This is a genomic window from Pseudovibrio japonicus, from assembly GCF_014651595.1.
GTDB classification, from domain to species: domain Bacteria; phylum Pseudomonadota; class Alphaproteobacteria; order Rhizobiales; family Stappiaceae; genus Pseudovibrio; species Pseudovibrio japonicus.
On record NZ_BMXE01000003.1, the window covers coordinates 594,770 to 620,223 of the forward strand.

Consider the following 25,454-nt stretch of genomic DNA (forward strand, 5'->3'; position numbering starts at 1 on the left):
AGTTTGTGCCCCAAGTTTGAAGCAAAACCGGTAAGGAGACGGCTGTGAAGCCTGATGAAATTCGTAAGGTGCAAACCTACATGCGCAACACTTTCAAGTCGCCAGAACTTGAAGTGCGCGCGCGTCCTCGTAAAGATGACTCTGCAGAAGTTTATATCAATGATGAGTTTCTCGGCGTTATTTTCCGCGACGATGAAGATGGCGAACTGAGCTGGAACTTCCAGATGGCTATCCTTGATATCGACGTGGAAGGCCTCTGAGGCTCTACGCAAAATCAGCGAGATTTGAAGGGCTCCGTTTCGGGGCCCTTTTTGCATCAAAATGAGACTTGGAGGGTGTGAGTGTCCTCATTTGAAACGGGGCTGAGGGCCGTGTACCCTCGCTAATTTGCCATTCCGTTTCAAAAGGTAATTTCTATCAATAGGTTAAGTGAGGATAGCGGGCGGCACAGGAATTGCTTTCAACTGCACTGTAACGGGTTTGAGCTGGGGGGAGCCAGCTGAAAGGGGAGTGCATGCTGGGCGAGTTGTTTGTTGCTGCATTTGTAGCGTCTTCTGGTTTTGTGGCTGCAGGTGTTTTGGGTAGTTTCTATCATTTGGTGACGGGGGAGCCTCCGCGATTTTTTGCGGAGATGACGGGACCTGCTTCCTTGCTTATCGTGGTTGGCCTGTGGCTCGTTGCGGGCCCGTTCATTTTCATGCGCAATGCGATCCAGGGGTATTACCGGGAAACGTTTAGCCCCAAGATGCTGGCGGCTGCGGGAGGGCTGGCGGCTATGTGGAGCATTCTTTCCGGTACTTTTGTCCTAAGTTTTCTCTTGGCACTCTAAACAAGCCCTATGCTAGATTGACCGGGATTTGGTTTGTCAGTCTAGGAGAGTCCTGTGCCTTTTTATAAGCTTGGAGACAGAAGCCCCAAGGTTCCGGAAAGCGGAAACTATTGGGTTGCGCCATGTGCCAGTTTGATAGGCCATATACAGCTGGATGAAGAGGCCAGTGTTTGGTTTGGTGCCGTTTTGCGCGGTGATAATGAGCTCATTCATATTGGCGCACGGTCCAACATACAGGACGGGTCTGTGTTACACACGGACCTTGGGTATCCGCTTGTTGTGGGGCCGAACTGTACGGTTGGTCATAAGGCGATCTTGCACGGATGTACGGTTGGGGAAGGCTCGCTGATTGGTATGGGGGCGACGATCCTGAACGGCGCGAGGATTGGCAAGGGCTGCATTATTGGTGCTAACGCGCTTGTTCCAGAAGGTAAGGTCATTCCCGACGGCTCGCTGGTGGTTGGCATGCCGGGCAAGGTTGTGCGCGAGCTGGATGAAAACGCACAAGCGATGCTTATCCGCTCAGCAGATGGCTATGTGATGAATGCGAAGCGCTTCAAAGACCAGTTGGTTGAGATCTAGTGGCCGTGGGCCTACTTCAAGAACAAAGAAGCTGCGGGGTTACTCCGTGGCTTTTTTCTTATCCCGATTTTGGATGGCTTAATCCGGAATGCTTGCCACTGTGGTGATGCGCTTGTCGGAAATCGCCGACCATGCTGATGCGTGGTGGGCGGACTGTCGTTTTACATAACGATATGGGGTTGAATACCACGGCAAGATTGAAGAGATCTGATTGTCGAGAATAAGATCTCCCTGATCGGTGCGTACGCTCAGGACTGCATGACCACCATTGTTCAGATCTTTGACGACCGTGATGAGCAGCGCGCTCGGGGGCCATCCCAGAGAGATAAGCTGACGCTGCTTTTCAAGAACATACTCCTCACAATCACCGGCGCCTTGAGGATACGTCCAATATTCTGGCACGCCGAAGAGTTGCGCATCTGTGAAGGGGCGAACCTGCGTATTGACAGAGGCGTTGACATCCAACAGTTCCTGCCAGCGCTCTTTGTTCAAGCGGACAACAAGCGGCGTGGTGGCGCTATAGCGGCACTGCTCTGGGTAATTCTGGCAAAATTCGACATGACCAACAGGGGCGCTGGTTTGACCGGTCACTGGCATAAAACGTCCTGGAACCTGCTCCGCATTCGCGTGAGACAGGCTGAGCAATCCACTCAATACGAGACCCAAAAGACTTTTTGTGACCAGCTGATACTCAAACACAAGTCGTGCCCTCCAATCTTGGCTGGCTCCACTTTCAGACCTGTGCTTTTATTTGGTTATAAGCTTTAGAGGTAGTATTTAATCAAATTAAATTAGAATTTGAATTGTAGTTAAATCAATATCAAATAAAATACAGATTAAATTTAATTAAAATTCTAATTAAAATGAGTGGCCGCAGAAAACCGGAGTTTTCAAATGATACGCGGTGCGAAGTTTATGGTTTAAATACAATTAATTAAACAGAAATCGCGCATGTTTGTGCTTGATGCATGTAATTCTTGTCGAAGAAATTTTTTCGCGACCTTGTCGAACTTCTGATGTTTTGCCACTGAGAAAACGAGAATCAGTGCGTTTATGATTTAGCGCTCTTCCGTGGTGGAGATCTGGTGCTCCAGCAGTTCCTGGTTCTGGATGGCGGCGAACTCAAGTGCAATACCGCCGTCAAAGTGACGGACGACCCGTGCGCGCATCTTGCCGAGTGTAACTGGCGTGCCCATGGCCGGACGCACATCTGTCTTAAGGGCTGCGCCTGAAAGTGAGACATCGACGATGCGGCAGGCGTACTCCCGTCCGTCCTCCAGTATCATTCTGGTTAGTGGGTTCTTTGGCACGAAGCGGTCAAATCTGCGGTCTTCCGGCAAATTGAGTTCGTCTTTGTTTGCCAGCCAGGTCAGGATGGAAGCCAGCTTGTCGCGCTTACGGGAGCTTGCATTAATCGTCATCGCAAAACCGCCATCGATTTCGCGCGTGATCTGACCTTCGACACGGCCAATGTGATCGAGATAGGCAACAACACGTTCGCCGACTTCACCGATAACGGGAGAAACCAAGGCCGCACTGCCGGGTGACATATTGATCACCTGACAGGGATATTCGCGTCGGTTCTCTAGCATGAACCGACCCAGCACGTTGATTTCAACGCGAGAAAAACGGCGTCTATCAGGTTCTTTTGCTGCCAGTGCAGCGATTCTGTTGGTCGCTGTGCGCCCTGCCATTTTTCTAGGGATCCCGAATACGCGATTATTGACTAATAAGAAATTCGGCTCTCACCCTAGGAATACAAGGTTAACAGAACGGTAACTCAGAGAGGGCTGGGCAGGTTATATTTTGCCGCCATCAACAACTCTAAGGTGTCCGACTTGTCTGCTGTTTGGAATGCTGACGGTCTTGGCTGCGGCCCTAGGAGTTTGGTGTGTTCCGCGGCTGACCCTTGGTTCCATTGGGCCAACTGTTCGATGGGTTGGTGTGCCAAAGTGTGGGACGTAGTCTTTATCATCACTGAAAAGAGGGGCGTCTTCGTCCGGCCAAATCAGGCGCAGACTGTTGATTTTTTGTTTGGAAATGGCCTGTACGCCAAGCCAGAACGGGCGTTTAAGTGGGGCCATGCAGCCAAGGATGCGTGTGCAGCCTTCGCCCTGGACACGGATGGGGAGCAGCAGAAGCTCCAGATCCACGGATTGGCCCAGCTCCGTTGTGCCGTTGAAGCTGATTACCGCTGCTGCGCCGTCCTGTGTGATTGCGGAGAGCATGGCGGTTACTGCTTGCTGGTCCTTTTCGTCCCAGCCATCAAGGAAACTGCGGCCCTTCAGCTCGCGGCAAAACAGGGAACACAGTCTTGTGCCTGCAAGGCGGAAGCGGAAACTGTTTTGATGTGTCAGTTCCAGAATAAAGGTATCACCCAGAACACTCTTGATTGCCGAGGGTTGAATGTCGCCGCGCTCTGGTGCCGGACGCGCGGCGCGAATTTCGTCCCAATATTCAAAGAGTATGCGTGATGCGCCGTGCTTCATGTTCCTACCTTCCCCACTCCGCTTATTGGGCTTCCCAGGGGGTAGTGTCCATTTTATGGACAACTTTAACTATCCGCTGGTCTATGGTAGGGAATAAGCAGGGATCATGCCAAATACGGAAATGTATAAGATTTTAGTAAAATATTAACCTTAACAAAAGGTTTAGGTTGTCGTTCGTGCGGACATATATCATCTTGTTTGCAGATGCCTCGCCGCAGAGTTTGAGGCCCTGAAAATTGAGCTGTTTTTTGGCAGAAAACCTGAGACTTCAGCGCTTTTATGCTGCTGCAAATTTGGGAAACACCAAGCCAAACAGGGAGATGCTCCAAAAAACCGCTGGCACTGGGGGGAGTGCTGGCGGTTTATTGTTTTCAATTGATCCTTACATAGTGTTGTAAACCTTGCGAACTGTGCCAAGTTGACCTAGTTCAAAATGGGACAACAACTTTCGGATCTGTAGTGAAATGAACCAATCCAATGAAGACCATCAGGTGCCTCGCGATCCCTACGTTCAAAGACCAGTGCGGGAGCCGATGTTCAATCTGCCGCCTGTGGTTGTCGGACTTTCTCTGATCTTTATTGGGATACATCTAGTTCGCGTTTATGTTTTGTCGTCAGATGCTGAACTGCAAACCCTTTTATTGTTTGCCTTCTGGCCGGTCCGCTATGTGAGTGATTTTTCAGCGCAGTATTCCTGGCCGGGAGAGAGCTTTTCAGCGGTCTGGAGTTTCCTGACCTATGGCTTTTTGCATGGTAGCGCTCAGCACATTGGTTTCAACATTCTCTGGATGGCTGTGTTCGGAAGTGCTGTGGCGCGCCGTTTTGGTGCGATGCGTTTTCTGCTGCTTTCTGCGATTTGCGCTATTGCCGGAGCCGGAGCCCACCTTGCCACCAATTGGGGACAGAGCATTCCGGTGATTGGTGCTTCTGCGGCTGTTTCAGGACAGATGGCGGCGTCACTGCGCTTTATCTTTGAGGCCGGGGGGCCGATGAGTGCGTTCCGGCGGCATGATAGTGTGGCGTACTCCGTGCCTGCACGTCCGTTGATGGAGGCGCTAAGTGACAGCCGCGTCCTTACCTTCATGCTGGTTTGGTTTGGACTGAACGCCCTCTTTGGTATCTGGTCGGCGCCAATTGCAGGTGAGGGAGCAAATATTGCATGGCAAGCACACGTGGGCGGGTTCATCGCTGGTCTGATTTTGTTCCCGCTGCTGGATCCGATTAAAGCTCGTAGAACTTAGAAGTTTAGTAGTCAGCTAACTACATATGTTAACAGCACGTGAGTTGGTGACTAGGCAAGCATCGTTTTTTTGTGTCATGATACCGTTGGGTTAGATTTGTTCTCTTCCTCTTTTTTCATGAGAAGAAGGTTGGCATAGCAAACGAGGAGGTCGCCATGACAGTTGCTGCCATATTAAACAGCAAAGGGCGGGATGTTTATACGGAGCCTAGCACACGTAGTTTGAGCGAGATATGCGCAAGCCTTGGAGGACGGCGTATCGGTGCGATTGTGCTTTGTGATGAACCGGGTGTAATTGTTGGGATTGCGTCGGAGCGTGACGTGGTACGGGCGATTGCGATGGAAGGACCGGACTCGCTTGCGCAACCTGTTAGCGAATACATGACGAAAGAAGTCGCCGTTTGCAATGAGACGGATTCCGTGAACGGTGTTATGGCGCGCATGACCGAAGGACGGTTCCGTCACATGCCTGTGGTGGAAGACGGCAAGCTTGTCGGTCTTGTTTCAATCGGTGATATCGTGAAGTTCCGAATTGCCCAGGTTGAACGCGAGGCGGATGATATGCGGAACTATATTCAGGCTGTTTGAGCTGATAGTTTGCTGCTGTGCTGTCAAAGCACAGCAGCCCTGATTGCATCAGGGCACCCCTCCCAAACATCACAATAAATGAGTGGGATCACAGCGTGATTTCCAGGTTATTGTTATGGCCGTATTTCCGCCAGCTGTTTAATGTCGGGGAGTGCGCGGCAGGTGGTTTCATACCCTACGCGAATTGCTTCTTCACCGCGGTGGAAATCGAACAACCCCAAATGGGACAGGCGAAGTGTCAGGATTGAATCCGGAGGATCTCCGGCGAGCCGTGAGCGGCCAATCCGGTCCTGAATGATGTTGTAGCTGTCCATCATGACGCCAGAGATGCCGGGCAACCCTCTTGGCTTTGTGCCAAAGATCTGACGACGCAACATGCGCTTAATGGGGCCGCCTGGCTCGTTTTGGAGCTGGTTGCCAATCTCCGGGATCATGTCTTTGGGGATCGGCGGAAGCTCATGCACCACAGTGGATCCGCGCCCAAAGGTGTCGGAGTTCAGGTTGATTGCGATGACGGCTCTTGCACCCATGGCCCGGCAGACCGAGACAGGGATCGGGTTGACCAACGCGCCGTCGACCAGCCAGCGGCCTCCATATGCGACCGGTTCGAAAACACCGGGAAGCGAGGTGGAGCAGCGCAGGGCTTGTGTGAGCAGGCCCTTCTTGAGCCAGATTTCGTGACCGGTCCCAAGCTCGGTTGCGACCGCTGCAAACGGGCGATCGAGGTCTTCGATCATGATCCCGCCGAAGTGGTCTTCGAACAAGGCCAGTAGCTTTTTGCCGGAGATGAGGCCGGAGCCACCAAAAGAGAGGTCGACCATGCTGAAGACGCGGCGGCGGGAGAGGGAGAGAACCCATTCTTCCAGTTGATCGAGCTTGCCGCATAGATAACAACCGCCGACGACTGCGCCAATTGACGTGCCTGCGATGAAGTCCAGCTGAATGCCGGCTTCCGACAGCGCTTTCAGAACGCCAATGTGGGCCCAGCCGCGGGCTGCCCCGCCACCAAGTGCCAAACCAATACCGGGTGTTATCTCCGGTTCTGGAATGGCGACAGGTGTTTCAGGCTCTGTTTCAACGGGTTGTTTGCTGTTTGGCCACAGACTGAGATTTTGCAGCACTGGCTTCTCCCCGGTTGTCTTCAGGTCAGATCAGTCCATATTACCCTAAGGTAACTATGGGGCTTAAACCTATAAAAAGACTGAATCAGGGCGAAGTTAAACCTAGGGTTTATTCCCGTAGACTTCTTGGGGGTCATAAACCGGAGCAGCTTCAGCCTTTTCAAGCCAGACTTCGCCGCTGTTGTTTGAGTTCACTTTGCGGAAGAAACACGAGCGGTATCCGACGTGGCAGGTTGCACCGTTGCCGTGGACTTTGACGCGGAGCCAGATGGCGTCCTGATCGCAATCCGTACGGATTTCGAGGACTTCCTGCACCTGACCTGACGTGCCACCCTTCTTCCAGTATTCCTGACGGGAGCGGCTCCAGTACCAAGCTTCGCCTGTTTCGATTGTGCGGCGCAGGCTCTCGGCGTTCATGTACCCCACCATGAGTAGCTCGCCGGTTTCGAAATCAGTGACAGCTGCTGCAATCAGGCCGTGTTCATCAAATTTCGGGCAGAGTTCATCGCCCAGCTCAACCGTATTTTTGTCAGCACGCGGCGCGAAGCCGTCGGCTTTTATATTCGTTGACATGAAATGCTCGAATTTTCCAGTGAATGGCCCGTAACTACGAACGGACCATTGTCATAAAGCGAACCTGCTCGGACACGTTATCTTCAAAAACGCCGGAGAACCGGTTGGTGAGTGTTGATACACCCTGCTTTTGAATACCGCGCATGGACATGCACTGGTGCTCGGCTTCGATCATGACGGCAACGCCACGAGGAGCCAGATAATTTTCCAATGCCGTTGCGATCTGAACGGTCAGGTGTTCCTGTGTCTGAAGACGGCGTGCGTAGATTTCTACAACCCGCGCGATCTTGGAAAGCCCCACCACAGCGTGATCCGGATAGTAGGCAATGTGTGCTTTGCCTGTAAACGGCAGCACGTGATGCTCACAGAATGAGGTGAAAGAGATATCTTTCAGCAGAACGATATCGTTGTATCCACCGACTTCTTCAAAAGTACGTTCCAGATGCTCGCGAGGATCTTCCTTGTAACCAGAGAAAAGATCTTCGTAGGCTTTGATGACGCGCTTTGGGGTATCCAGCAAGCCTTCACGCTCAGGATCGTCGCCAATCCATTGGAGAAGTACGCGCGCAGCAGCCTCAGCTTCAGCCCGGCTAGGGCGGTTGGGGAGCTTGTTGTCTTCTGTAGCCGTGGGATCGGTTTGCGTAACCGGTCTCAAAACAGCGTCCATATTATGTCTCCAACAATACGCAGGCGATGAGTGTCATTCAGAACATACTTCTCTTAAAAAAACACTGAACCCGCCATAGGTTCCTGCGCAACAACTAATTTCGTTGGCCTGTTTTACGTTCAGGCTCTTCCCATTGTGATACGCAAATCTAGGCTTTACCTTAGGAGATAGGAGTATGGCGCAGGGTATATACTGCGACAACCCGTTTAGATAGCCAATGAATTGGCGCCTATGGTTTCTTCTAGGTAATGTGTGCTAGATTGCGATATTCCGCTTTTGACCTCTAGCAAGGTCTCGGCAGCAGCCCCTATATAAGATAGTTGTCTTGGTTAGGAAAGGGTCTTCCCTTATTAGAGTGAGCCAAGATCGCTTTAGGTTAAGAAGCAGATTTCTAAATAGTAGCCAGAGTTTTGCATGTTGGACGACATTTACAATAGTAAGATCCTTGAGTTTGCAGGGAATATTCCTCTCTTGGGACATCTTGATGCCCCGCAGGCTCAGGCGAAAGCGCACTCGCGACTGTGTGGTTCGACGGTGAGTGTAGAGGTCTGTCTAGCCGATGGTCTAATCTCTTCTTTTGCGCAGGACGTCAAAGCATGTGCGCTAGGGCAGGCATCTGCGTCTATTTTGGGGCAGCATGTGATTGGTGCCACACCCGCTGAAGTGCGGGACGCCTACGCACAGCTTTATGCGATGCTGAAGGAGAATGGCCCGCCGCCAACTGGGCGCTTTGCAGACCTGTCTTTCTTAGAACCAGTGCGTGACTACAAGGCGCGTCATGCATCAACCATGCTTGCGTTTGAGGCTTTGGTGAAGGCGCTTGATGATGTTGAAGCTGAAGTTGCTTAAGGCATTTTGCAATGTGTAAGCGTGAACCGCTCCCATCTCATAGGTCTACCAGTTTGATGGCGCGCTTCGGGATCGGGCTTATCTGGATCTACCAGCACAGTTTGTCTTTGATATTGGGGCGAGCCTGTCGCTATCAGCCGTCCTGCTCTCATTATACCGCTCAGGCTATGGCGCAGTTTGGTTTTTGGCGTGGTGGTTGGGTCGGTCTATCACGGATCGTGCGTTGCAATCCGTACGGGGCGAGTGGATATGACCCTGTTCCGGTGCGTCTGCCCGAGAATTCAAGATGGTATCTGCCCTGGCGCTACGGGCACTGGACTGGTGATCATATTGATCCCAAGACCCGTTTTGACTTGAAAGACTAGTGGCTGTGCCTGCAATTGTTAGGGGCAGGCGAAGTTAGTTTGTTGTTCCTCGGTTGGCACCGGGAGAATTGCAAACTCACCCATGATGGAGAGGTTCTCGTAGGGCTGTGAGTTCACCACCACGCCGTATGCCTTACCGCTGGTGGTGTCCAGTGTCCAGATCCAGCCCAGATTGGATTCCTGCGGATCATCCTTCCATGAGATCTGAATGACGTCTGGTGTGACCTGCTGCACGGTGTATCTAGCCGAGCCTTTGCTTCTGCCAAGTTCCGAGGTTGTGTTCCAGGCGAGGGCTTCCGTGTCGCAAATGAAGGCTGTAAATTTTTCCTCCACGGTGCCTGCGCCTTCCTTCATTGCCGACCATGCGAAACTCAGTGATTTGCCGAGCCATGGTTCTGACGCCTGATCAGGAGAAGTGGTGTCGTTGTCTGCTTGCGCGAGTGTGCTGACGTCGCTGTCAAGGTTTTTGCTTACCGGAACAGGCGGGCCATCGCCAGCGCTCTGGGCGTGCAGCTGCGCTCCTGTCAGACCGGCTGACTGGATCAGGAACATTGCGCTAGCACTCAGGATTGCTATGGTTTTCATTGTGGTATCCTGTTTCAACCCAACCGTTTTGTGAGTGGAGAAGAGGTTTAGGGAAGAAAACGCGACCAGAAGCTATTTTCGTCTTCCGAAGGTTGCTCTTCCTCTTTGATTTCCGGCTCTTCATTCATGGCAGAGGGGGAAGGGATCTGCGGTGCCGGGCTCATTTCGAAATTCGACGTGTCATCCATCATGGAGGGGTCGCTCTGTTCCTCACGGGGATCTGGTTCGTCGCTATCGGTTGATCCGAGTGACGGCTCTACGGCAATTTGAGCAAAGGCAGGCGGTGATACGGACGCGAAGACTAGTCCGGCGACCAGAAGATAAGATAAAATCGTTTGCCTGCTCATTTGGATGCCTTGTGATGGTTATCGTGTGTCCATTCCACAATAGAAACTCATAATTTCATTTAAAGATAATGGCTTAATGTAGAAGTGCTGCCAGAAACCAGTGGTGGTTCCCGGTCCTTGGCTTAATAAAATGCTACTTTCCGGTGTCGGAATGCGTGAAACTTTTTGGGAAGCAGTCACGTGAAAATGCGTAGGAAAAACCTATGCTACGGTGTGTTGTTCACAGATTGGCGATGAAAAAGGGTTTTTCCTATGTTTTTCAATCGAATTTTCAAACGGGGCGTTGACAAGAGGGCCCCAAATGAAGATAACCCGTCCTCACACGGCGCGGCCAACTTGGCCAATGCGACGGAGGAGTGCCCGAGTGGCTAAAGGGGGCGGACTGTAAATCCGCTGGCTATGCCTACGTTGGTTCGAATCCAACCTCCTCCACCACCTTTCCTTTTATGAAATCAATTCGTTACGGTGGACGCGCATGTCTTCACAGGACTTCGAACATCTTCCTAGTTTTGCCTTTGGCGACAGCCCTGATCTGGCTGACAAGTTGCTTGAGCTTGTTCTGAATGGAACAAAAACGGCAACCTGCAGTGACCTGCTCTCCTTTGAAAAAGAAGGTGAACCGCTGCCTCAGCCGGGTGATCAGTTTGTTGTGGTGGATGGTAAGGGGCAGGCAGCCTGTGTCATCGAGTTGGTTACGGTTGATGTGCGCCAGTTCAATGAGATTGATGAGGTTTGGGCCGTGCTGGAAGGCGAGGGAGACCTTAGTCTTGAGTTCTGGCGGGACGCGCACCGCGACTATTTCGAGCGTAATGGTGTTTTCTCTCCTGACATGAAGCTGGTTTGTGAGTACTTCCAGCTGGTGAAGATCTTCAAGCGCGATCAGGCGGAACCTAAGCCGAACTAAATCTCCTCCAGTTTCCGCACTCTACTTTGCGATCCAGGCGGGCGTTTGTCCGTTGGCGTGCTGTTGCTTTGAATAATCTGCCAGATATCCAGCTCGACATCTTTCCATCGCCGAAGCTCTGCGCGTGTGGGCAGTTCTGCGCGCAAAGTTTCTTTTGATTTCAGTGCAGACAGGATTAAGCCTGCCAGCTCCTGCGCGTTGTGTGGGTCAAAGTAATGGCAATGCGCGCCGCCGACTTCCGGAATGGATGTTGCATTGGAAGCCAATACGGGTGTTCCCATCCAGAGAGCTTCGCCAACGGGGAGGCCGTATCCTTCAAACAAGCTGGGATAAATAAGTGCAATCGCTTCCATATAAAGAGCGGTAAGCTCGGCTTGAGTTGGAGAATGGACGATCGTCACGTATTTGCCGATGGACGTGTATCTTTCATCTTTGTTGAGGCTGGAGAACGCGCCGTTTGGAATTGCGCCTGCGCACACGAGCTGTGGGAGTTCAGCGTCCGGATACTGGTTCAGGATGCGAAGGTAGGCCTCAAAGGCCAATTTGGCGTTTTTGCGATACCGAATATCTCCCAGTAGCAGAAAAAAGCCGTTCGTGGGGCGATGCCGCAACGGGGAGACTGGCTGCTTCTCCTGAAACTCATGTGCAAGATGAACGATGCTTGTGCTTTGCGGGGAGGGGAGCTTCTGCTCGGCAAGGAACGCCAGAAGGTCGTTCCTTGTGTATTCCGAGTTTGCAAGAACGTGCGGCCTTGTGGTGACGGTTCGTCTCAGATGCTCCAGCCAGAGCTTTGCGCCAAGATCCTCTTCAAAATCATTGAGGCGGAGAGGTGAGATGTCATGGATCATCACATAGACGGGCACATAGGGCGCGCGGCTCTTTACATATTCCGTCAGGTGCCTTGCCTCTTCCAGATTGCCGAGTGAGAGGAAGGGGGCGTCGATGTTTTTGAGTGGTTTGCCTAATGCTGCGCCATCATAAGCGCCTGCGCTCTGGTTCGCTTTGAATTTCAGGGCGTGCCTTACTTTGTGAAACAGGCCTTTGAGCTTACGCTTCCTGTATTTTTCCGAGTGGAATTTCTTTACGGGAGCGCCGAGCAAGTTCGGTAGGAGGGTCGGATCCAGTTCCTCAGAGGCAAATAGGGCTTCTGCCTTGACGTTCACGTATTCATTCTTCCTCACGTGATGGCAGATGAATGTGACGTGGATGTCGTCCTGATAAAAGCGCTTGGCGGTTTCATAGAGCGTTCTGGTGACGCCGTTGGCCTGCAATGAGGTGGAACGGTTCTGCCTCAAGGTGGTTAAATCAAAATAGAGCTTTGGCTTTGGCGTCTTCATGCTTAGCTCCTGACAGCTGGGATAGTGTGTGTCATGCATTCCTTGTGGTGGTGACTACGAATCCTGCTCTGGCGGGCAGTATGCGGAGCCTCTGAGCTAATATCTAGCCAAACCGGCGCTTACCCCTTGTTAGCCCGTCACAATTCAAGGTGTGTAACCTGTCGATGAGGCGTATGCAGCTGCTGAAAACCGAGGTGGGCACCCTGAATTTCGTCTGGACGCCTGAGAGAGAATTGGTTATTCAGGCTCTTCATGATTAACACCAAACCGCTTACCTGCCTTGTTTGCAGGAGTGAGCTGGAGACTTGATATGCTGCAATTTACCTTCCCTGACGAATCCGTTCGCGAATATGACGCTGGTGCCACCGGCGCCGATGTTGCAGGGAGCATTTCCAAATCTCTCTTGAAGAAAGCTGTTGCCGTTGCTGTTGACGGTGCGCTGCGGGATCTTTCTGATCCTATTGAAACGAATGCTGCGATTGAAATCGTAACCCGTGATGATCCACGTGCGCTGGAATTGATCCGCCACGACGCGGCGCACGTGATGGCGGAAGCTGTGCAGGAGCTGTGGCCTGATACCCAGGTGACGATCGGCCCTGTTATCGAGAACGGCTTTTACTACGACTTCAAGCGCGATACGCCTTTTACCACTGAAGATCTGCCGAAAATCGAAAAGAAGATGCAGCAGATCATTCAGCGGAATGCCAAGTTCACCAAAGAGGTCTGGAGCCGCAACGAAGCAAAGGAATACTTTGCTGCCAAAGGGGAAGACTACAAGGTTGAACTGGTTGACGCGATCCCTGAGGATGAGAGCGTAAAGATCTACAAGCAGGGTGACTGGCTTGATCTTTGCCGTGGGCCGCACATGGCGTCTACTGGTCAGGTCGGTCAGGCTTTCAAACTGATGAAAGTTGCTGGTGCCTACTGGCGCGGTGATGCAAATAACGAAATGCTGACCCGTATCTACGGCACTGCCTGGTCGAATGAGAAAGATCTGAAGGCTTACCTCCATATGCTTGAGGAAGCTGAAAAGCGCGACCACCGTAAGCTGGGCCGCGAGATGGATCTGTATCATTTTCAAGAGGAAGGTCCGGGTGTTGTCTTCTGGCACCACAAGGGCTGGCAGCTGTTCCAGAACCTGACGAATTACATGCGTCGCCGTCTTGAAGATGACTATCAGGAAGTGAACGCACCGCAGATTCTGGACAAAGCTCTCTGGGAGACTTCCGGTCACTGGGAATGGTACCGTGAGAACATGTTCGCGACCGAGACCGAAGACCACCGCGTTTTTGCGATCAAGCCGATGAACTGTCCGGGGCACGTGCAGATCTTCAAGCATGGCTTGAAGTCCTATCGTGATTTGCCACTGCGTATGGCTGAGTTTGGTGCAGTTTCCCGCTATGAGCCATCGGGTGCGTTGCACGGTTTGATGCGCGTTCGTGCGTTCACTCAAGATGATGCACACATCTTCTGTACTGAAGAGCAGATGGCTGCGGAATGTCACAAGATCAATGATCTGATCCTGTCCGTTTACAAGGACTTCGGTTTTGAAGAGATCGTTGTGAAGCTCTCAACCCGTCCTGAAAAGCGTGTTGGTTCTGATGAGGTCTGGGATCACGCTGAAGCTGTTATGGCGGAAGTGCTGAAAGAGATTGAAGCGAACTCTGGAGGCAAGATCAAGACTGGCATCCTGGAAGGCGAAGGGGCGTTCTACGGTCCTAAGTTTGAGTACACCCTGCGCGACGCGATTGGTCGTGAGTGGCAGTGTGGTACCACGCAGGTAGACTTCACCTTGCCAGAGCGTTTTGGTGCGTTCTATGTCGATAGCGACGGCGAAAAGAAGCAGCCGGTCATGATCCACCGTGCGATCTGTGGTTCTCTGGAGCGCTTCCTGGGCATCCTTATTGAGAACTTTGCAGGTCACTTCCCACTATGGCTGACGCCTCAGCACTTCGTTGTTGCTGCGATCACCTCTGATGCTGATGATTATGCAAAAGAGGTGCATGCGGCACTGAAGAAAGCTGGGCTGCGTGGTGAGCTGGATCTTCGCAATGAGAAGATCAACTACAAGGTTCGTGAGCACTCCCATGCCAAGATCCCGGTGATCATTGCAGTTGGTAAGCGCGAAGCGGAAGAGAAGACAGTTAGCATCCGTCGCCTTGGTTCACGTGCTCAGACATCTATGACTTTGGATGAGGCCGTTGCAAGCCTTACAGAGGAAGCAACAGCACCAGACCTGAAGGAACAGGCGTCCTAATCTTTACAGATTACGTGAAATTTTGAAGGCTGGCAGCGCGTTTGTGCTGCCAGCCTTTTTCTTTGCGATCTCACTGTCGCCAAAACTTTATGCAAATTTGAGATATCTTAGACAGGTCAGCCCCTAAGCAAAATAACCTGGGCGAAGTGAGGTTAGCAGTGAACTACGCGGAATTGAGTTATGCCAATGACGATCATCCTCTCCTCAAGAGATGGTTCATTCGCAGTGTTGAAGGACTTTCTGGCAGGAAGAAGCTGCTGGGATATTATGAAGCCTGGCGTGAAAGCGTTGCTGAGTCTGATCACGCGCAATGGCGTAACTTGCTCGATCTCGTTGATCTGCGTGTCTCCTGCTCCGGGTATAGCTGGCCGCCAGCTGTACGGGATGATGAGCCGCTGGTTTTGATTGCGAACCACCCTTACGGGATTGCTGACGGCATTGCGATCCTCTCGCTTGCAGAGCAATTGAAGCGTCCTTACCGCATACTTATCAATAAGGAACTGCTGAAGGTTCCTGAGGTCAGGCCTATTGCGCTGCCCGTGGATTTTGATGAAACGGAAGAGGCGCTGCACACCAACCTGAAAACACGGCAAGAGGCGCTCAAACTTCTGGGGGAAGGGGTAACGATTGTGATCTTCCCGAGTGGTGGTGTTGCGACAGCTTCCAAAGTGTTTGGCCGCGCGGAAGAGTTGCCGTGGAAGACCTTCAGTGCCAAACTTATCCGGAGTGCGCGGGCGACGGTTTTACCGGTTTACTTTGAGGGACAGAACTCCCTGTTGTTTCATCTGGTCAGTCGCTTCTCGCTGAGCTTGCGTGTGTCATTGCTGATGCGTGAGTTCAGGACAATACTTGGCCAGACAATCCTTGCAAGGATAGGTAAGCCCATCCGCTTTGAGGATATTGAAGGGGCGAAGTGCAAACGGGAGATGATGGATCAGCTTCAGTCTGCTGTGATGGACCTGCAGGAGCGTGGGAAGACCTGAGGCCCTTTCGCTGCCTATGGGTTGTTCCATGATGAATAGCTCAGCAAATAAAAAAGGCGCCTTTCATGGCGCCTTTGTCGTGTGCGGTGAGCGGTTGGCTTACAGCGGGTTTTGTGCAAGCACTTCGACTTCCACGTTGTTTACGCTTGGGCTCACGGTGAACTCGTCGCGGTACATCTCACCTTTGTTACGTGCCATGACTGTGTAGGTGCCGGCAGCAAGTGTCAGGTCAAGGAATGCGCCATTGCCGCTGGCCACTGTATCTCCGCCCGGAGACAGGATAGTCCATGAGGTGTTTGCCAGAGAGGTCTTGTTCTTCGCGCTTACCAGCTTCAGTGTGATGTTGCCTGCCTGATGGTAGAGGGTTGCCTCTGTCAGTTTGCCTGCCTGGACGTGGATGTCTGCGCGTACGACGGCATTGACGTCTCCGTAGCGGCTCTCCACGTGGTAGGTGCCTGCGCTGACAGGAACAAGTTCGCCCGCTTTGACGCCGGAAGCGATGACGCTACGGTTGCCCGTTGCATCATATGTCATGTCGTAGACGTTGAACCGTACATCCTCGCGGGGCATCTTCTGCTCGTTGCCGAGGGCCGCGTCCAGACGAATGCCACCTGCGTTCAGGATGATGGTGCCGGTCTTTACGCCGCTCTTAAGCTCATAGCGGGTGGTTGCTGTGACTTTGCCGAATGAGGTATGCACCAGATAGGTGCCCGGATCGAGGCGGAACTCCGCGTCCTGATCCTGAGAGGAGGCGACCAGATTTAAAGAACCGTCCTCATTTTCCTTGGAAGAATAGACGCGCCATTTCAGGCCGCGTGTAAGGTTGGGCGTGCCTTCAGCCAGTTTTGCCACAAGGTAAAGGACAGGCTTGGCGCCCACTGGCGCCCGCTCTGCGCTCACAGACGGTGGGGCGTATGGCAGAAAGCTGGTGCCCATCGTTGGGGCGAGAGATTGCCCTTGATATCCACTGAGTGGATCATAACTGATAGGAGAGGCGGCGTTTGGCTTTGCAGACAGATCCAACACTTCTTTGGAGAACGGCAATGCTGGCTTGGCAACAGGGATAGGACCTGCGGCCTGAGCTGCGTTTCCAAGCAAAGACAGCCCAGCTAAAAGAGCTGTTGCGGCTGCTGCGCGTTGTAGTGCTTTGTTGAACGTTGATATCCGCTCTAACTTCACGTTTGCTCTCGCTGCTAGTTCAGAAAGTGTTACCCGTGTGCGACAGTAAATACAAAACCGACACCCGATCGATAAAATTAGATTACAGTGACAAACTGTGTTTTGGAAGTGTTTTATAAATTTTTAAAGAGTGGGCTGGGGATTGGTAATGAATGTGTCAACAATAGGGCAGTGCCATCCTTTAATTGACACAGTTGATATTCTGTATAGGACTATTGCTTAGCTTTAAACGTTGAAATCCTGAAAAGAATTGAGACCGTGGAAACTAAAGACCTCCCTGAACTGAAAAGTTTTCTAAAAACCCGTCGCTCCCACTTAGCGGCAACACTCATGCATCCCGGTCCTGATCAAGCCCAGATTTCCGAGCTGCTTGAAATGGCGTGCCGTGTTCCCGATCACGGAAAAATTTCTCCTTGGCGGTTTGTTATCTACGATAGTTCACAGGCTGAGGCGATCGGCGTGGAGCTTGCTGACATCGCAGAGAAACGGCAGGGGCCGCTTGGCGAGAATACCAAAGCGATGGAACTGGAACGCTTCTCGCGTGCGCCTCTGGTTATTGGGGTTCTGTCCTCCCCAAACCGGGAACACAAAGTCCCTGTCTGGGAGCAGGAGCTGGCGGTCGGTGCGGTTTGTATCTCGCTGCTTAACGCTTGTTTTTCCATGGGATTTGTAGGGCAGTGGCTGACCGAGTGGTATGCGTTTGATGCTGAGGCAGCAGCCTATCTTGGTGCGCGTGACGGTGAGCGGTTTGCAGGTTTCATTCATATCGGTAGCCCGAGCGTGGTACCTAAGGACCGGCCGCGGCCTGATGTAGCCCAACTGACCGAATATTTTAAGAACACTCCTGCCGGCGCCGATGCATAGGATCTGAGGCAAGTATATGTTTTATGAAGCAAATAAGCCGCATGGGTTGCCCCACAATCCATTCAAAGCGATCGTAGCGCCGCGTCCGATTGGCTGGGTTTCGACCGTCTCCAGTAGTGGCCAGCGTAATCTGGCACCCTACAGCTTCTTTAATGCGGTTTGCGACGCGCCTCCCATGGTGGCGTTCGGGTCTACTGGGTACAAGGATTCTGTTCGCAATATCGAAGAGACCGGCGAGTTCGTGTGTAATCAGGCTACAATAGATCTGGCGGAGGCTATGAACCGATCCTCTGCAATGGTTGGTTCTGATGTGGACGAATTTCAGCTTTCCGGGCTGACTCCCATTGCTTCCAATTTGGTCAAAGCTCCGCGTGTTCTGGAAGCAAAAACGGCGCTGGAATGCAAGCTTCTCAATGTTCAGCGTCTGACCGATCTTGACAGAAATGAGACTGAAACCTGGCTTATCTTAGGCCAGGTGGTTGGTGTGCACATAGACGAAAGTGTACTCGAAAATGGATTGCTGAATGTGGCGAAAATGAAGCCGCTTGCCCGGCTGGGGTACATGGATTACTCGGTGGTCAACGAAGTTTTCCAGATGAAACGACCGGCCCCACCGGAAAAGTCATGATTGTGGGCGCTTCGGCGCCCGTTTCTTATTCGGCATTCCTTAGTGTTTATGCGGGAAACACCTGCTGGATCTGGCGCGCTTCTTCAAGTGTGTTTGCGGCCATGCCGTTAAATCCAAAGCCTGCCGATTTTCCGGGCCCGGCAGGCGTGACAGGTGCTGCATCCATCGCGAATAGGTGAGCGGACTTTGCTATAAACAGGATTTGTGTTTGTGCATGCTGAAACGGTGGCAGCAGGGCGCCCTTGTCGTCTCTGGAGCGCTTTGCCCCAAGTGCGAGTGTGAGCGCCTCTTCGTTCCATGTCAGAGCCGTTAGCCGTGTACTGACACCGGAGAGATTGACGAGCTTGTGAAATGCTGAAGGGTATCTGCCGAGTTCAGGAATGATCTTCATGCTTCCATCTTGCAGCGCGTGCTCTGCTTCAGACACGGATAGGATTGCGTGCAGACGCTCAATGTCCGCGCGGGACTTGATGAACGTGGGTATGACACCGCTTACGCCAATTTTTGCGTAGGGGCTGAGCACTGACAGGATCGTGTGTTCGGAGGGCTCATGCAGCACCAGATAGATGTGGTGGTGCTTAGCCAGTTGTGACAGACTAAGTTGAGCGCCGTATGGCTCCAGCTTGTTGACGGGTTTTTCAGGCTGGATCGCGAGGGAAAGGGGCTGCAGTGTTTGCAGCTCTTTGAGCTGGTCAAATGTTGAGCTCGTCATGGTCAACAAGCAGTTCATTGGTTCTCTCCCGATCCATTCTGAGATAGCAGTGTAATGCATAACCGGTTTAGAGCGGGATATGCGAGGCTTTACAATGAATCAAAAACTATGAGTTAAAATAACTCAGTGATTTCAGTGCTGGTAAATAAACTATTAACCAATTATTAATTTATATTAAGTCATATTAATTAGCTATATTATAGGGGCAAATTTTGGTGAAGGTTGCGGGCGATCCTTCTATTGCTGGGCGTATTGAGTTGGCTTTTCACAAGGCCAGTTCCAAAACTGGTACGTCCTTTGATTTCCTCTTGCAAGCTGCTGCCCGTGAATCTTCTTTTGATCCCAATGCTAAGGCTAAAACCTCCTCTGCCTCAGGTTTGTTTCAGTTCATTGAAAGCACCTGGCTTGAGACCCTCAAGAAGAATGGCGAGGAATTGGGGCTTGAAGATTACGCCCAACATATTCGCGTAGATGCGGGTGGCAAGTACCGGGTAGATAACAATCACCTGAAGAAGCAGATTTTGGATCTGCGCCATGATCCTGAAGTTTCCGCGCTTGTGGCTGGTGCTCTGGCTAAGGACAACGCTTCCGGCCTCTACTCAAATCTGGGGCGTGATCCGTCTGCAGGTGAGCTGTATCTTGCGCATTTTCTTGGAGTGAATGGCAGTCTGCGGCTTTTGAATGCGGTGCAGGACAGGCCTGAACATCCAGCGGCAGATTTGTTTCCACTGCAGGCCCGGGCCAATAAGGCTGTGTTCTTCAGTGGTGACGGGCAGGCGCGGACTGTTGGCGACGTTCATGGTCGGTTGGTTGGTCAATTCAACGAGACAATCGCTGGAGCTGAGCGTCCGGCTGTTGGATACCGTAAGGGGCCGATTTCCAAGCCGATTGACAGTCACCGCGTTGAAAGCCGTATCCTGACGGCATGGCGTTCTACAACCGCTGATAAAGTGGAGCAGCCGTTCCAGTCTCTGTTCCGGACGGATGAACCAGCGGCTGTGGCTGCTTCCAGAGCTGTGAGTGATGCGAAGCGGTCTGGCGTTGAGCTGCAGGAATCCATTAGTCAGCAGTTTGTTGCTCCCAAACCTGTTGCGCGTCCTTCCGGGGCTCCGTTAGATCTGACGAAGTTTTTAGCGCCAGGCCAGGCCAGCGGAAAATCGCTCAGCAAGAAGGTTTAGAGCCTCAGGTTTGCAGCTGGTTCTCGCTTCCCCATGCAATTAAAAATTGAACTATTTTCCGAAACTGCTGATGCGGTGAACGAAGCCTTAAGAATTATAATTAATTATTTCTACCAGTAGTTGGTGGATACAGGTTTCTGGGTACCATGATCATCAAGAGTTTCCTACATTGGGTGCAGTATGCGCCAAGTGGAAGTCGCGCACAGGCAGCTGGTGCTTTGGCACGTGCCTTCCTTTATTCTGATCTTGATGGTTCTGAGCGTGAGGAGGCGGAGGCGGCGCTGACGTTCCTGCTGGATGATCATGACGTTGCGGTCCGAGTTGCTCTTGCCGAGGTCTTTGGCGCTGTATGGGTTGTGCCTGCCCACATTCTTTCTGCTTTGCTGGTTGATGAGGACGAAGTCGCGCTGCCCTTGCTTTCAGGTTTTACGACTATTCCCGAGGGCGAGCTGGTTGACCTTGTTGCGACGGGGTCCGCTGACCGCTGCGTGGCTGTTGCCAGCCGCGCGGAAATCTCCGTGAGCCTATCTGCAGCCATTTGCGAGGTTGCTTGCGAAGAGGCTTGCGTTGCTTTGTTGGCCAATAATACTGCGCAAATCACATCCAGCAGTATGGAGCGTATTGTCGGGCGGTTTGGTGGGAGCCGCGATGTTAAAGATGCGCTGATGTCTCGTGATGATGTTCCTCTGCAAACCCGCCATATGATGCTGCGCCGATACACGGAAAGCCTTCGCGATCATCCGCAGGTACTTGGGGCTCGGAATATGCGGGCACCTGAGCAGTTGGTGGCTGATGCGCAGGACCGGTCCACCATCTCATTGGCATGGAGCGCATCTGATAGGGAGCTTCCCGGCCTTGTGGAACATCTGGTGGTGTCCGCTCAGATGACGAGTGTCTTGTTGCTGCGTGCTGCCGTAACCGGTTGCTTTAACTTGCTGACCAGCTCTCTGGCACGACTGTCGGAGTATGATCAAGAGCAGGTGTTTGATGCGCTTGCAAGCCCGTTCGGAGCGGTGCTGCCTCGCATTTTGTCAGCAGCGGGTTTGCCGGTTCGCACGCATGCGCTGTTTCAGGAGTGTATCGCCAGCTGGCAGCGGGTTGAGACGATGGAGATCGACCACTGGTCTAAGTCCCGGCTGGTTGTCGCTGATCTGATTGCGCTTGAAGATGATCTGGGTATCGAGGATCTGGGCGATCTACAGGATCTGCTACATCGGCTTTCCAACGAAGCCGCGCGTGAAAGTGCGCGAACCCGTGTTGCTTTGATGATGAGCGACGTGGCTTAATCTTACCAGCAGGATTTTCCAATTAACTGTCGCTGCGCTGTGTGAGTGGTTCGCTGGCTTCTTCCAGGCGTTCGACCAATGTAACGCCCAGCTGATTTGTGTCGTCTCTGGCGTCTTCAGAAATCATCGCGTTGATCGCATCCACGTGCTGAGAGATGAGTTCCTTTGGGTAGGTCTCTTGTTCTTTGGCAGCGACGAGCAGCAGTGTCAGATTGTTTGCGACGCGGCCCACCAGCGGGAAGCCGAGTGTTTCGGCCTGACCTTTGATGTCATGTGCGCAGCGGAACAGGGCGTCGTAGCCTTCTTCTGCAAAGTCAGAGGTTTGCGCGGCCTGATTGGCTTTTTTCAGGGAGTCGACTTCAGTGCCCATCCAGCTTTCAAATTTGTCGGAGAGCTTTTGGACGGCTTCTTCGGCAGCTTTGACTGGATCGAACTTGGCGGCTTCAACGGCAGTTAGTTTCCGCACCTTCTTGGAAAGGTCATTCGGAACGCGGATGTGTTCCTGAGAAGGTTTGTCTGAACTGGATGAAAAAGCCATTGTTCTGCGCAATTCCTGAGCCTGCATTCTTGTGGCGGCGATTATATTTCGAATTCGCAATAATATCTAACGATTTTATCGGTAATCGCAGCCGAACCTGTGTCTTATGGCAGATTGGGTCAAGATTGCCTTATGAATAGGCTGTTGCTCAATACTTAAACATCTCGGAGAGGATACGTTCGTCCCAGCTGTGTTCATGATCAAACATGATGCAGCTATGGGCTGTGGCGTCCTGATAGATGGTAGTGCTGATAACATCGCGGAACTCGCGGTGATCAGCTGCTGCGTTCACAGGGCGTTTGTCTGCCTCAAGTACCTCAATCTTCACAGTGTTTTGCGTAGACAGCAGGGCGCCGCGCCAGCGTCTTGGGCGGAAAGCGCTGATGGGCGTAAGTGCCATCAGGGGCGAGTCGATTGGCAGAATGGGTCCGTGAGCGGACAGGTTGTAAGCTGTGCTGCCCTGGGGCGTAGAAATAATAATACCATCACACGCCAGCTCCTCCATACGGACGCGTCCATCAACTGAGATGCGTAGTTTTGCAGCCTGATGGGATTTGCGCAGGAAAGAGACTTCGTTAATTGCGCGGGCAGTGAACTCGTTTCCGTTCTTGTCGACGGCTTCAATGTTGAGTGGATGCAGAGGCGTTATCTCAGCTTCTTCAAGCCGTTCGATCAGGTTTTCGGTCTTGTACTCATTCATGAGGAAGCCGACGGAACCGCGATTCATGCCGTAGATGGGCATGTCAGTGTTCATAAACTTATGTAGACAAGAGAGCATAACTCCATCACCACCGAGCACGACAATGACGTCCGCATCATCTTGTGAGACAGATCCGTACATCTTTTCAAGAGTTTGGCGTGCAGCAAGTGCTTCTGGCGTGTCGCTGGAAACAAAAGCGATGCGGTTGATAGTTCTTCTCTTCAAAGACGGCTCCTCCCTAAAAAAGGAGGTAGCATGACTTTCTGAAAATTCAAACTACCTTTATGTCGCTTCTCGTCTGTTTGCCAAGGCAATAGACCCAATGGGCGCAGTTCATGCTGTGAAAATTGCCGAGTTACACTAAGTATTGTGTTGTGTGTTTGCACAATACTACTTGTTTGTGTTCGAATAAACATCGAGGTACTGAATTGCAACAGTTGTTCAATTGGTTGTTTGTGGGGGTTTTGGCCCGAATAACTTTCTAGTATGTTGGTTGTGTTGTAGGTGGTTGGAATTATTACGTGATATCAATTAGCTACAATGTTGCGACCGGAGTATACTTCTTACCTTTTCTTGTCGATATTTGATCGAGGACCTTTTGAACCTTAAGCAAGGGGATGGTGGGAGCGTTTGCGCGGCGGCAAAGGCTCCCACCTTTTTCCTATTCGGCTAGTTGGTGCTTTGGTGTGGTACTGCCTTGATACCGCCTGACATGGCGGTTGGAACGCCGGTGGTTCCCGGAAAACTGATGGGCAGATTGCGGTTGCATCTGGCGGCGAGGAAGGCAAAGCACTCTGCCTCTACGGCGTCACCGCGCCAGCCAAGTTCTTCTGCGGGAACGATTTTTACGTTTGCCCGTGCTTCAATCTCTTTCAAAAGCTGTGGGTTTTTTCTCCCGCCCCCGCAAGCGACCAAGCGAGCAGGGTGTTTTGGTAGCATGTCCAGAGCTTTACCAACTGCGCTAGCGGAAAAGGCGGTTAGGGTTGCTGCGCCGTTTTCCAGAGAAAGGCCGGTTGCCATGTCTTTGGTGAAGCTGTTGCGGTCGAGGGATTTGGGGAAGGGTTCTGTCAGGTAGGGGTGTTTGAGGAGATTTTGCAGGCGGGGTTCGTCTACTTGTCCACGTGCGGCGATGAGGCCGTCGCGGTCCATGTCGCCGTGATTATGTGTACTGACCCAGTCGTTTATGGGGGCGTTGGCTGGTCCGGTGTCGAACGCGATCAGGGTGTTATGCCCGTCCCACCAGGAGATGTTGGCAACGCCGCCGAGGTTGAGAATTGCGGTGTCCGTCGGATCTTCGGAGAGACCGGCGCTGCGCAAAAGGGCCTGATGGTAGATCGCAGCGAGGGGGGCGCCTTGGCCGCCTGCTTCAATATCCTGCGTTCTGAAATCGTAAATCACTGGAATGCCAAGCATATCGGCGATGATCTGACCATCTCCGAGCTGGCGTGTTGCGCCTTTTTTACCGTCTTTTGGAGCGCGATGCAGGACGGTTTGGCCGTGAAAGCCGATTAAGGAGATGGTTTGCGTTGAAATGGAGTTTTTTGCGATGAATTGTGAAATGGCGTGGGCTTGCCCTTCGCTCAGTGCTTTTTCTGCGCGTGCAAAAATCTCAGGCTCCTCTCCTGCGAAGTTCCAGTCCTGCGCTGCTGCCATCGCCTCGGCGATCAGCTGGTTGGTTTCGGGGGGATAACTTGCAAGTGTGTAGGGTCCGAACTCCTCGATGGTTTCGCCATCGGTTTTCAGCATGGCAATATCAACGTTGCCGTCCATTACTGTTCCGGTCATGAGACCGATGCACCATTGTGCTGCCATTTATTCCCCCACTGACAAAACCCGGTAGACTTAAAAGTGAAATGATCTCGCTGGCGCTGCTGTTTTGCAAGAATGGGTGTCCTTTGAAGAACAACGCTTGCGAAGTGCCCACTTCATAACTGGTTCCGTTGATGGTGACAAACATCTGTCGGAAACCCTGTGGCTCCTGTGCCTCGTGGATGCGGTTTGCTCTTGCGTTGCTGCAACTAAGCCGAAGGGCTAGGTTGCCCATTAGGTAAAGTGGAAATAGCTTCTTTAAGCGAAGTTAAATTGATGGAGGCCGGTGCCCGGGATGAGTGGAGCGCGACGAAGCTTTGCTGGAATTGATTGTGCGGTTGCCCAAGCGATTGAGCAGATGGGTGATCCATGGATCCTGCTTATCCTGAGATGCCAGTTTCAGGGCATCAAGCGCTTTGATGATTTTCAGGGTCATTTGCAGATTTCGACCAGCGTATTGACGGACCGTCTGCGGCGACTGGTAAAGGCGGGGATGCTGCGTAAGGAGCAGGACCAGCAGGACAAGCGTGGCACTGTCTATCTGCTCACCGAAAAGGGAATGGACTTTTATCCGGTCATGATTGCGCTGCACCAATGGAGTGAGCGCTGGGAGGCTCGCGAAGATGGACCGCGGCTGGAGCTGCTGGACAAGCAGAGCAGGGAGCCCGTGCGAGCAGTACGTGTGCTTTCACAGGATTATAGAGAGTTAAGTGCAAAGGATGTTCTGGCTCTGGTTGACGACCGGAGCGGCGAGATGATGCAGGACATTCAGGAGAGATTGAAGCGTCGCAGAGGTGATGCTGCCTGATTTTCAGATCAGTCAGGTGGCCTTTTGAGTTGTTAG

29 protein-coding genes and 1 tRNA gene are annotated in these 25,454 nt (G+C 52.3%); 16 read left to right on the forward strand and 14 right to left on the reverse strand.

Going from position 1 to position 25,454, the window contains the following annotated elements:
* Positions 1 to 44: 44 nt before the first annotated feature.
* The 3 genes from IE076_RS11210 (at position 45) to IE076_RS11220 (ending at position 1,411) form a co-directional block, all read left to right on the forward strand.
* The gene (locus IE076_RS11210; protein WP_189436844.1) at positions 45 to 260 is read left to right on the forward strand and encodes a DUF3126 family protein; all 216 of its coding nucleotides are present in this window, start codon (positions 45 to 47) and stop codon (positions 258 to 260) included.
* Between the two features lie 254 nt (positions 261 to 514).
* Positions 515 to 829 (forward strand): DUF6949 family protein, encoded by a 315-nt coding sequence (locus tag IE076_RS11215; protein ID WP_189436845.1) that lies wholly within the window; start codon positions 515 to 517, stop codon positions 827 to 829.
* A gap of 54 nt (positions 830 to 883) precedes the next feature.
* Positions 884 to 1,411 (forward strand): gamma carbonic anhydrase family protein, encoded by a 528-nt coding sequence (locus IE076_RS11220; RefSeq protein WP_189436846.1) that lies wholly within the window; start codon positions 884 to 886, stop codon positions 1,409 to 1,411.
* 78 nt (positions 1,412 to 1,489) lie between these two features.
* On the opposite strand, the gene IE076_RS11225 is transcribed toward IE076_RS11220, so the two are convergent.
* The 3 genes from IE076_RS11225 to IE076_RS11235 all read right to left on the reverse strand — a co-directional run bounded on the left by IE076_RS11225 (position 1,490) and on the right by IE076_RS11235 (position 3,900).
* A complete protein-coding gene (locus IE076_RS11225; protein ID WP_189436847.1) occupies positions 1,490 to 2,110 on the reverse strand; it encodes a transglutaminase-like cysteine peptidase in 621 nt (206 codons plus the stop codon).
* A 359-nt stretch (positions 2,111 to 2,469) separates the two neighbouring features.
* Positions 2,470 to 3,105, reverse strand: coding sequence for a PilZ domain-containing protein (locus tag IE076_RS11230; RefSeq protein ID WP_189436848.1), 636 nt, complete (start codon positions 3,103 to 3,105; stop codon positions 2,470 to 2,472).
* Between the two features lie 105 nt (positions 3,106 to 3,210).
* Complete coding sequence (locus IE076_RS11235) at positions 3,211 to 3,900, reverse strand: PAS domain-containing protein (RefSeq protein ID WP_189436849.1); 690 nt, start codon at positions 3,898 to 3,900, stop codon at positions 3,211 to 3,213.
* A 464-nt stretch (positions 3,901 to 4,364) separates the two neighbouring features.
* Between IE076_RS11235 and IE076_RS11240 the strand changes: the two genes are divergently transcribed.
* Positions 4,365 to 5,141 (forward strand): rhomboid family intramembrane serine protease, encoded by a 777-nt coding sequence (locus IE076_RS11240; protein ID WP_189436850.1) that lies wholly within the window; start codon positions 4,365 to 4,367, stop codon positions 5,139 to 5,141.
* Between the two features lie 155 nt (positions 5,142 to 5,296).
* Entirely contained in the window at positions 5,297 to 5,728 is a 432-nt protein-coding gene (locus IE076_RS11245; RefSeq protein ID WP_189436851.1) for a CBS domain-containing protein, read from the forward strand.
* A 113-nt stretch (positions 5,729 to 5,841) separates the two neighbouring features.
* Here IE076_RS11245 and IE076_RS11250 read toward each other — a convergent pair whose 3' ends face one another.
* From IE076_RS11250 to folE, 3 genes are all read right to left on the reverse strand, one after another.
* On the reverse strand, positions 5,842 to 6,849 hold the full coding sequence (locus tag IE076_RS11250; protein ID WP_189436852.1) for a patatin-like phospholipase family protein: 1,008 nt from the start codon (positions 6,847 to 6,849) through the stop codon (positions 5,842 to 5,844).
* A gap of 102 nt (positions 6,850 to 6,951) precedes the next feature.
* Positions 6,952 to 7,422 (reverse strand): phosphoribosyl-AMP cyclohydrolase, encoded by a 471-nt coding sequence (gene hisI / locus IE076_RS11255; RefSeq protein ID WP_189436853.1) that lies wholly within the window; start codon positions 7,420 to 7,422, stop codon positions 6,952 to 6,954.
* A 34-nt stretch (positions 7,423 to 7,456) separates the two neighbouring features.
* Positions 7,457 to 8,089: a GTP cyclohydrolase I FolE gene (gene folE, locus IE076_RS11260; RefSeq protein ID WP_189436854.1), complete on the reverse strand. Its 633-nt coding sequence runs from the start codon at positions 8,087 to 8,089 to the stop codon at positions 7,457 to 7,459.
* A 414-nt stretch (positions 8,090 to 8,503) separates the two neighbouring features.
* Between folE and IE076_RS11265 the strand changes: the two genes are divergently transcribed.
* Positions 8,504 to 8,938: an iron-sulfur cluster assembly scaffold protein gene (locus IE076_RS11265; RefSeq protein WP_189436855.1), complete on the forward strand. Its 435-nt coding sequence runs from the start codon at positions 8,504 to 8,506 to the stop codon at positions 8,936 to 8,938.
* Between the two features lie 56 nt (positions 8,939 to 8,994).
* Positions 8,995 to 9,303 (forward strand): membrane protein insertion efficiency factor YidD, encoded by a 309-nt coding sequence (gene yidD, locus IE076_RS11270; protein ID WP_209009038.1) that lies wholly within the window; start codon positions 8,995 to 8,997, stop codon positions 9,301 to 9,303.
* A gap of 18 nt (positions 9,304 to 9,321) precedes the next feature.
* Here yidD and IE076_RS11275 read toward each other — a convergent pair whose 3' ends face one another.
* Positions 9,322 to 9,888 carry a hypothetical protein gene (locus IE076_RS11275; protein ID WP_189436857.1) on the reverse strand — a complete coding sequence of 189 codons (567 nt, stop codon included), beginning with the start codon at positions 9,886 to 9,888 and terminating at the stop codon, positions 9,322 to 9,324.
* Between the two features lie 47 nt (positions 9,889 to 9,935).
* Positions 9,936 to 10,235: a hypothetical protein gene (locus IE076_RS11280; protein WP_189436858.1), complete on the reverse strand. Its 300-nt coding sequence runs from the start codon at positions 10,233 to 10,235 to the stop codon at positions 9,936 to 9,938.
* A 350-nt stretch (positions 10,236 to 10,585) separates the two neighbouring features.
* On the opposite strand from IE076_RS11280, the gene IE076_RS11285 reads away from it, so the two are divergent.
* Both IE076_RS11285 and IE076_RS11290 read left to right on the forward strand, forming a co-directional pair.
* A tRNA-Tyr gene (locus IE076_RS11285) sits at positions 10,586 to 10,670 on the forward strand.
* A gap of 40 nt (positions 10,671 to 10,710) precedes the next feature.
* Positions 10,711 to 11,139, forward strand: coding sequence for an ASCH domain-containing protein (locus IE076_RS11290; RefSeq protein ID WP_189436859.1), 429 nt, complete (start codon positions 10,711 to 10,713; stop codon positions 11,137 to 11,139).
* Here the strand turns inward: IE076_RS11290 and IE076_RS11295 are convergent.
* Complete coding sequence (locus tag IE076_RS11295) at positions 11,136 to 12,476, reverse strand: glycosyltransferase family 4 protein (RefSeq protein WP_189436860.1); 1,341 nt, start codon at positions 12,474 to 12,476, stop codon at positions 11,136 to 11,138. The genes IE076_RS11290 and IE076_RS11295 overlap by 4 nt on opposite strands.
* A 310-nt stretch (positions 12,477 to 12,786) precedes the next feature.
* Here IE076_RS11295 and thrS point away from each other — a divergent pair, with 310 nt between their 5' ends.
* Both thrS and IE076_RS11305 read left to right on the forward strand, forming a co-directional pair.
* Complete coding sequence (gene thrS, locus IE076_RS11300; RefSeq protein WP_189436861.1) at positions 12,787 to 14,733, forward strand: threonine--tRNA ligase; 1,947 nt, start codon at positions 12,787 to 12,789, stop codon at positions 14,731 to 14,733.
* 158 nt (positions 14,734 to 14,891) lie between these two features.
* On the forward strand, positions 14,892 to 15,716 hold the full coding sequence (locus IE076_RS11305) for a lysophospholipid acyltransferase family protein (RefSeq protein ID WP_189436862.1): 825 nt from the start codon (positions 14,892 to 14,894) through the stop codon (positions 15,714 to 15,716).
* A gap of 99 nt (positions 15,717 to 15,815) precedes the next feature.
* On the opposite strand, the gene IE076_RS11310 is transcribed toward IE076_RS11305, so the two are convergent.
* On the reverse strand, positions 15,816 to 16,895 hold the full coding sequence (locus IE076_RS11310) for an RgsD C-terminal domain-containing protein (RefSeq protein ID WP_189436863.1): 1,080 nt from the start codon (positions 16,893 to 16,895) through the stop codon (positions 15,816 to 15,818).
* 258 nt (positions 16,896 to 17,153) lie between these two features.
* On the opposite strand from IE076_RS11310, the gene IE076_RS11315 reads away from it, so the two are divergent.
* Both IE076_RS11315 and IE076_RS11320 read left to right on the forward strand, forming a co-directional pair.
* A complete protein-coding gene (locus IE076_RS11315; RefSeq protein WP_189436864.1) occupies positions 17,154 to 17,759 on the forward strand; it encodes a nitroreductase family protein in 606 nt (201 codons plus the stop codon).
* Between the two features lie 16 nt (positions 17,760 to 17,775).
* Positions 17,776 to 18,387 carry a flavin reductase family protein gene (locus IE076_RS11320; RefSeq protein WP_189436865.1) on the forward strand — a complete coding sequence of 204 codons (612 nt, stop codon included), beginning with the start codon at positions 17,776 to 17,778 and terminating at the stop codon, positions 18,385 to 18,387.
* 46 nt (positions 18,388 to 18,433) lie between these two features.
* On the opposite strand, the gene IE076_RS11325 is transcribed toward IE076_RS11320, so the two are convergent.
* Positions 18,434 to 19,117: an aldolase/citrate lyase/malate synthase family protein gene (locus IE076_RS11325; protein WP_189436866.1), complete on the reverse strand. Its 684-nt coding sequence runs from the start codon at positions 19,115 to 19,117 to the stop codon at positions 18,434 to 18,436.
* A gap of 197 nt (positions 19,118 to 19,314) precedes the next feature.
* Between IE076_RS11325 and IE076_RS11330 the strand changes: the two genes are divergently transcribed.
* A complete protein-coding gene (locus tag IE076_RS11330; protein WP_189436936.1) occupies positions 19,315 to 20,277 on the forward strand; it encodes a lytic transglycosylase domain-containing protein in 963 nt (320 codons plus the stop codon).
* A 146-nt stretch (positions 20,278 to 20,423) separates the two neighbouring features.
* The gene (locus IE076_RS11335; protein ID WP_189436867.1) at positions 20,424 to 21,563 is read left to right on the forward strand and encodes a DUF2336 domain-containing protein; all 1,140 of its coding nucleotides are present in this window, start codon (positions 20,424 to 20,426) and stop codon (positions 21,561 to 21,563) included.
* 22 nt (positions 21,564 to 21,585) lie between these two features.
* Here the strand turns inward: IE076_RS11335 and IE076_RS11340 are convergent, their stop codons facing one another.
* The 3 genes from IE076_RS11340 to IE076_RS11350 form a co-directional block, all read right to left on the reverse strand.
* Positions 21,586 to 22,101 carry an Hpt domain-containing protein gene (locus IE076_RS11340; RefSeq protein ID WP_209009040.1) on the reverse strand — a complete coding sequence of 172 codons (516 nt, stop codon included), beginning with the start codon at positions 22,099 to 22,101 and terminating at the stop codon, positions 21,586 to 21,588.
* Between the two features lie 148 nt (positions 22,102 to 22,249).
* Complete coding sequence (locus IE076_RS11345; protein WP_189436869.1) at positions 22,250 to 23,026, reverse strand: NAD kinase; 777 nt, start codon at positions 23,024 to 23,026, stop codon at positions 22,250 to 22,252.
* Between the two features lie 444 nt (positions 23,027 to 23,470).
* Positions 23,471 to 24,613 carry an anhydro-N-acetylmuramic acid kinase gene (locus IE076_RS11350; protein WP_189436870.1) on the reverse strand — a complete coding sequence of 381 codons (1,143 nt, stop codon included), beginning with the start codon at positions 24,611 to 24,613 and terminating at the stop codon, positions 23,471 to 23,473.
* A 292-nt stretch (positions 24,614 to 24,905) separates the two neighbouring features.
* On the opposite strand from IE076_RS11350, the gene IE076_RS11355 reads away from it, so the two are divergent.
* Complete coding sequence (locus IE076_RS11355) at positions 24,906 to 25,418, forward strand: winged helix-turn-helix transcriptional regulator (RefSeq protein WP_189436871.1); 513 nt, start codon at positions 24,906 to 24,908, stop codon at positions 25,416 to 25,418.
* Positions 25,419 to 25,454 lie beyond the last annotated feature (36 nt).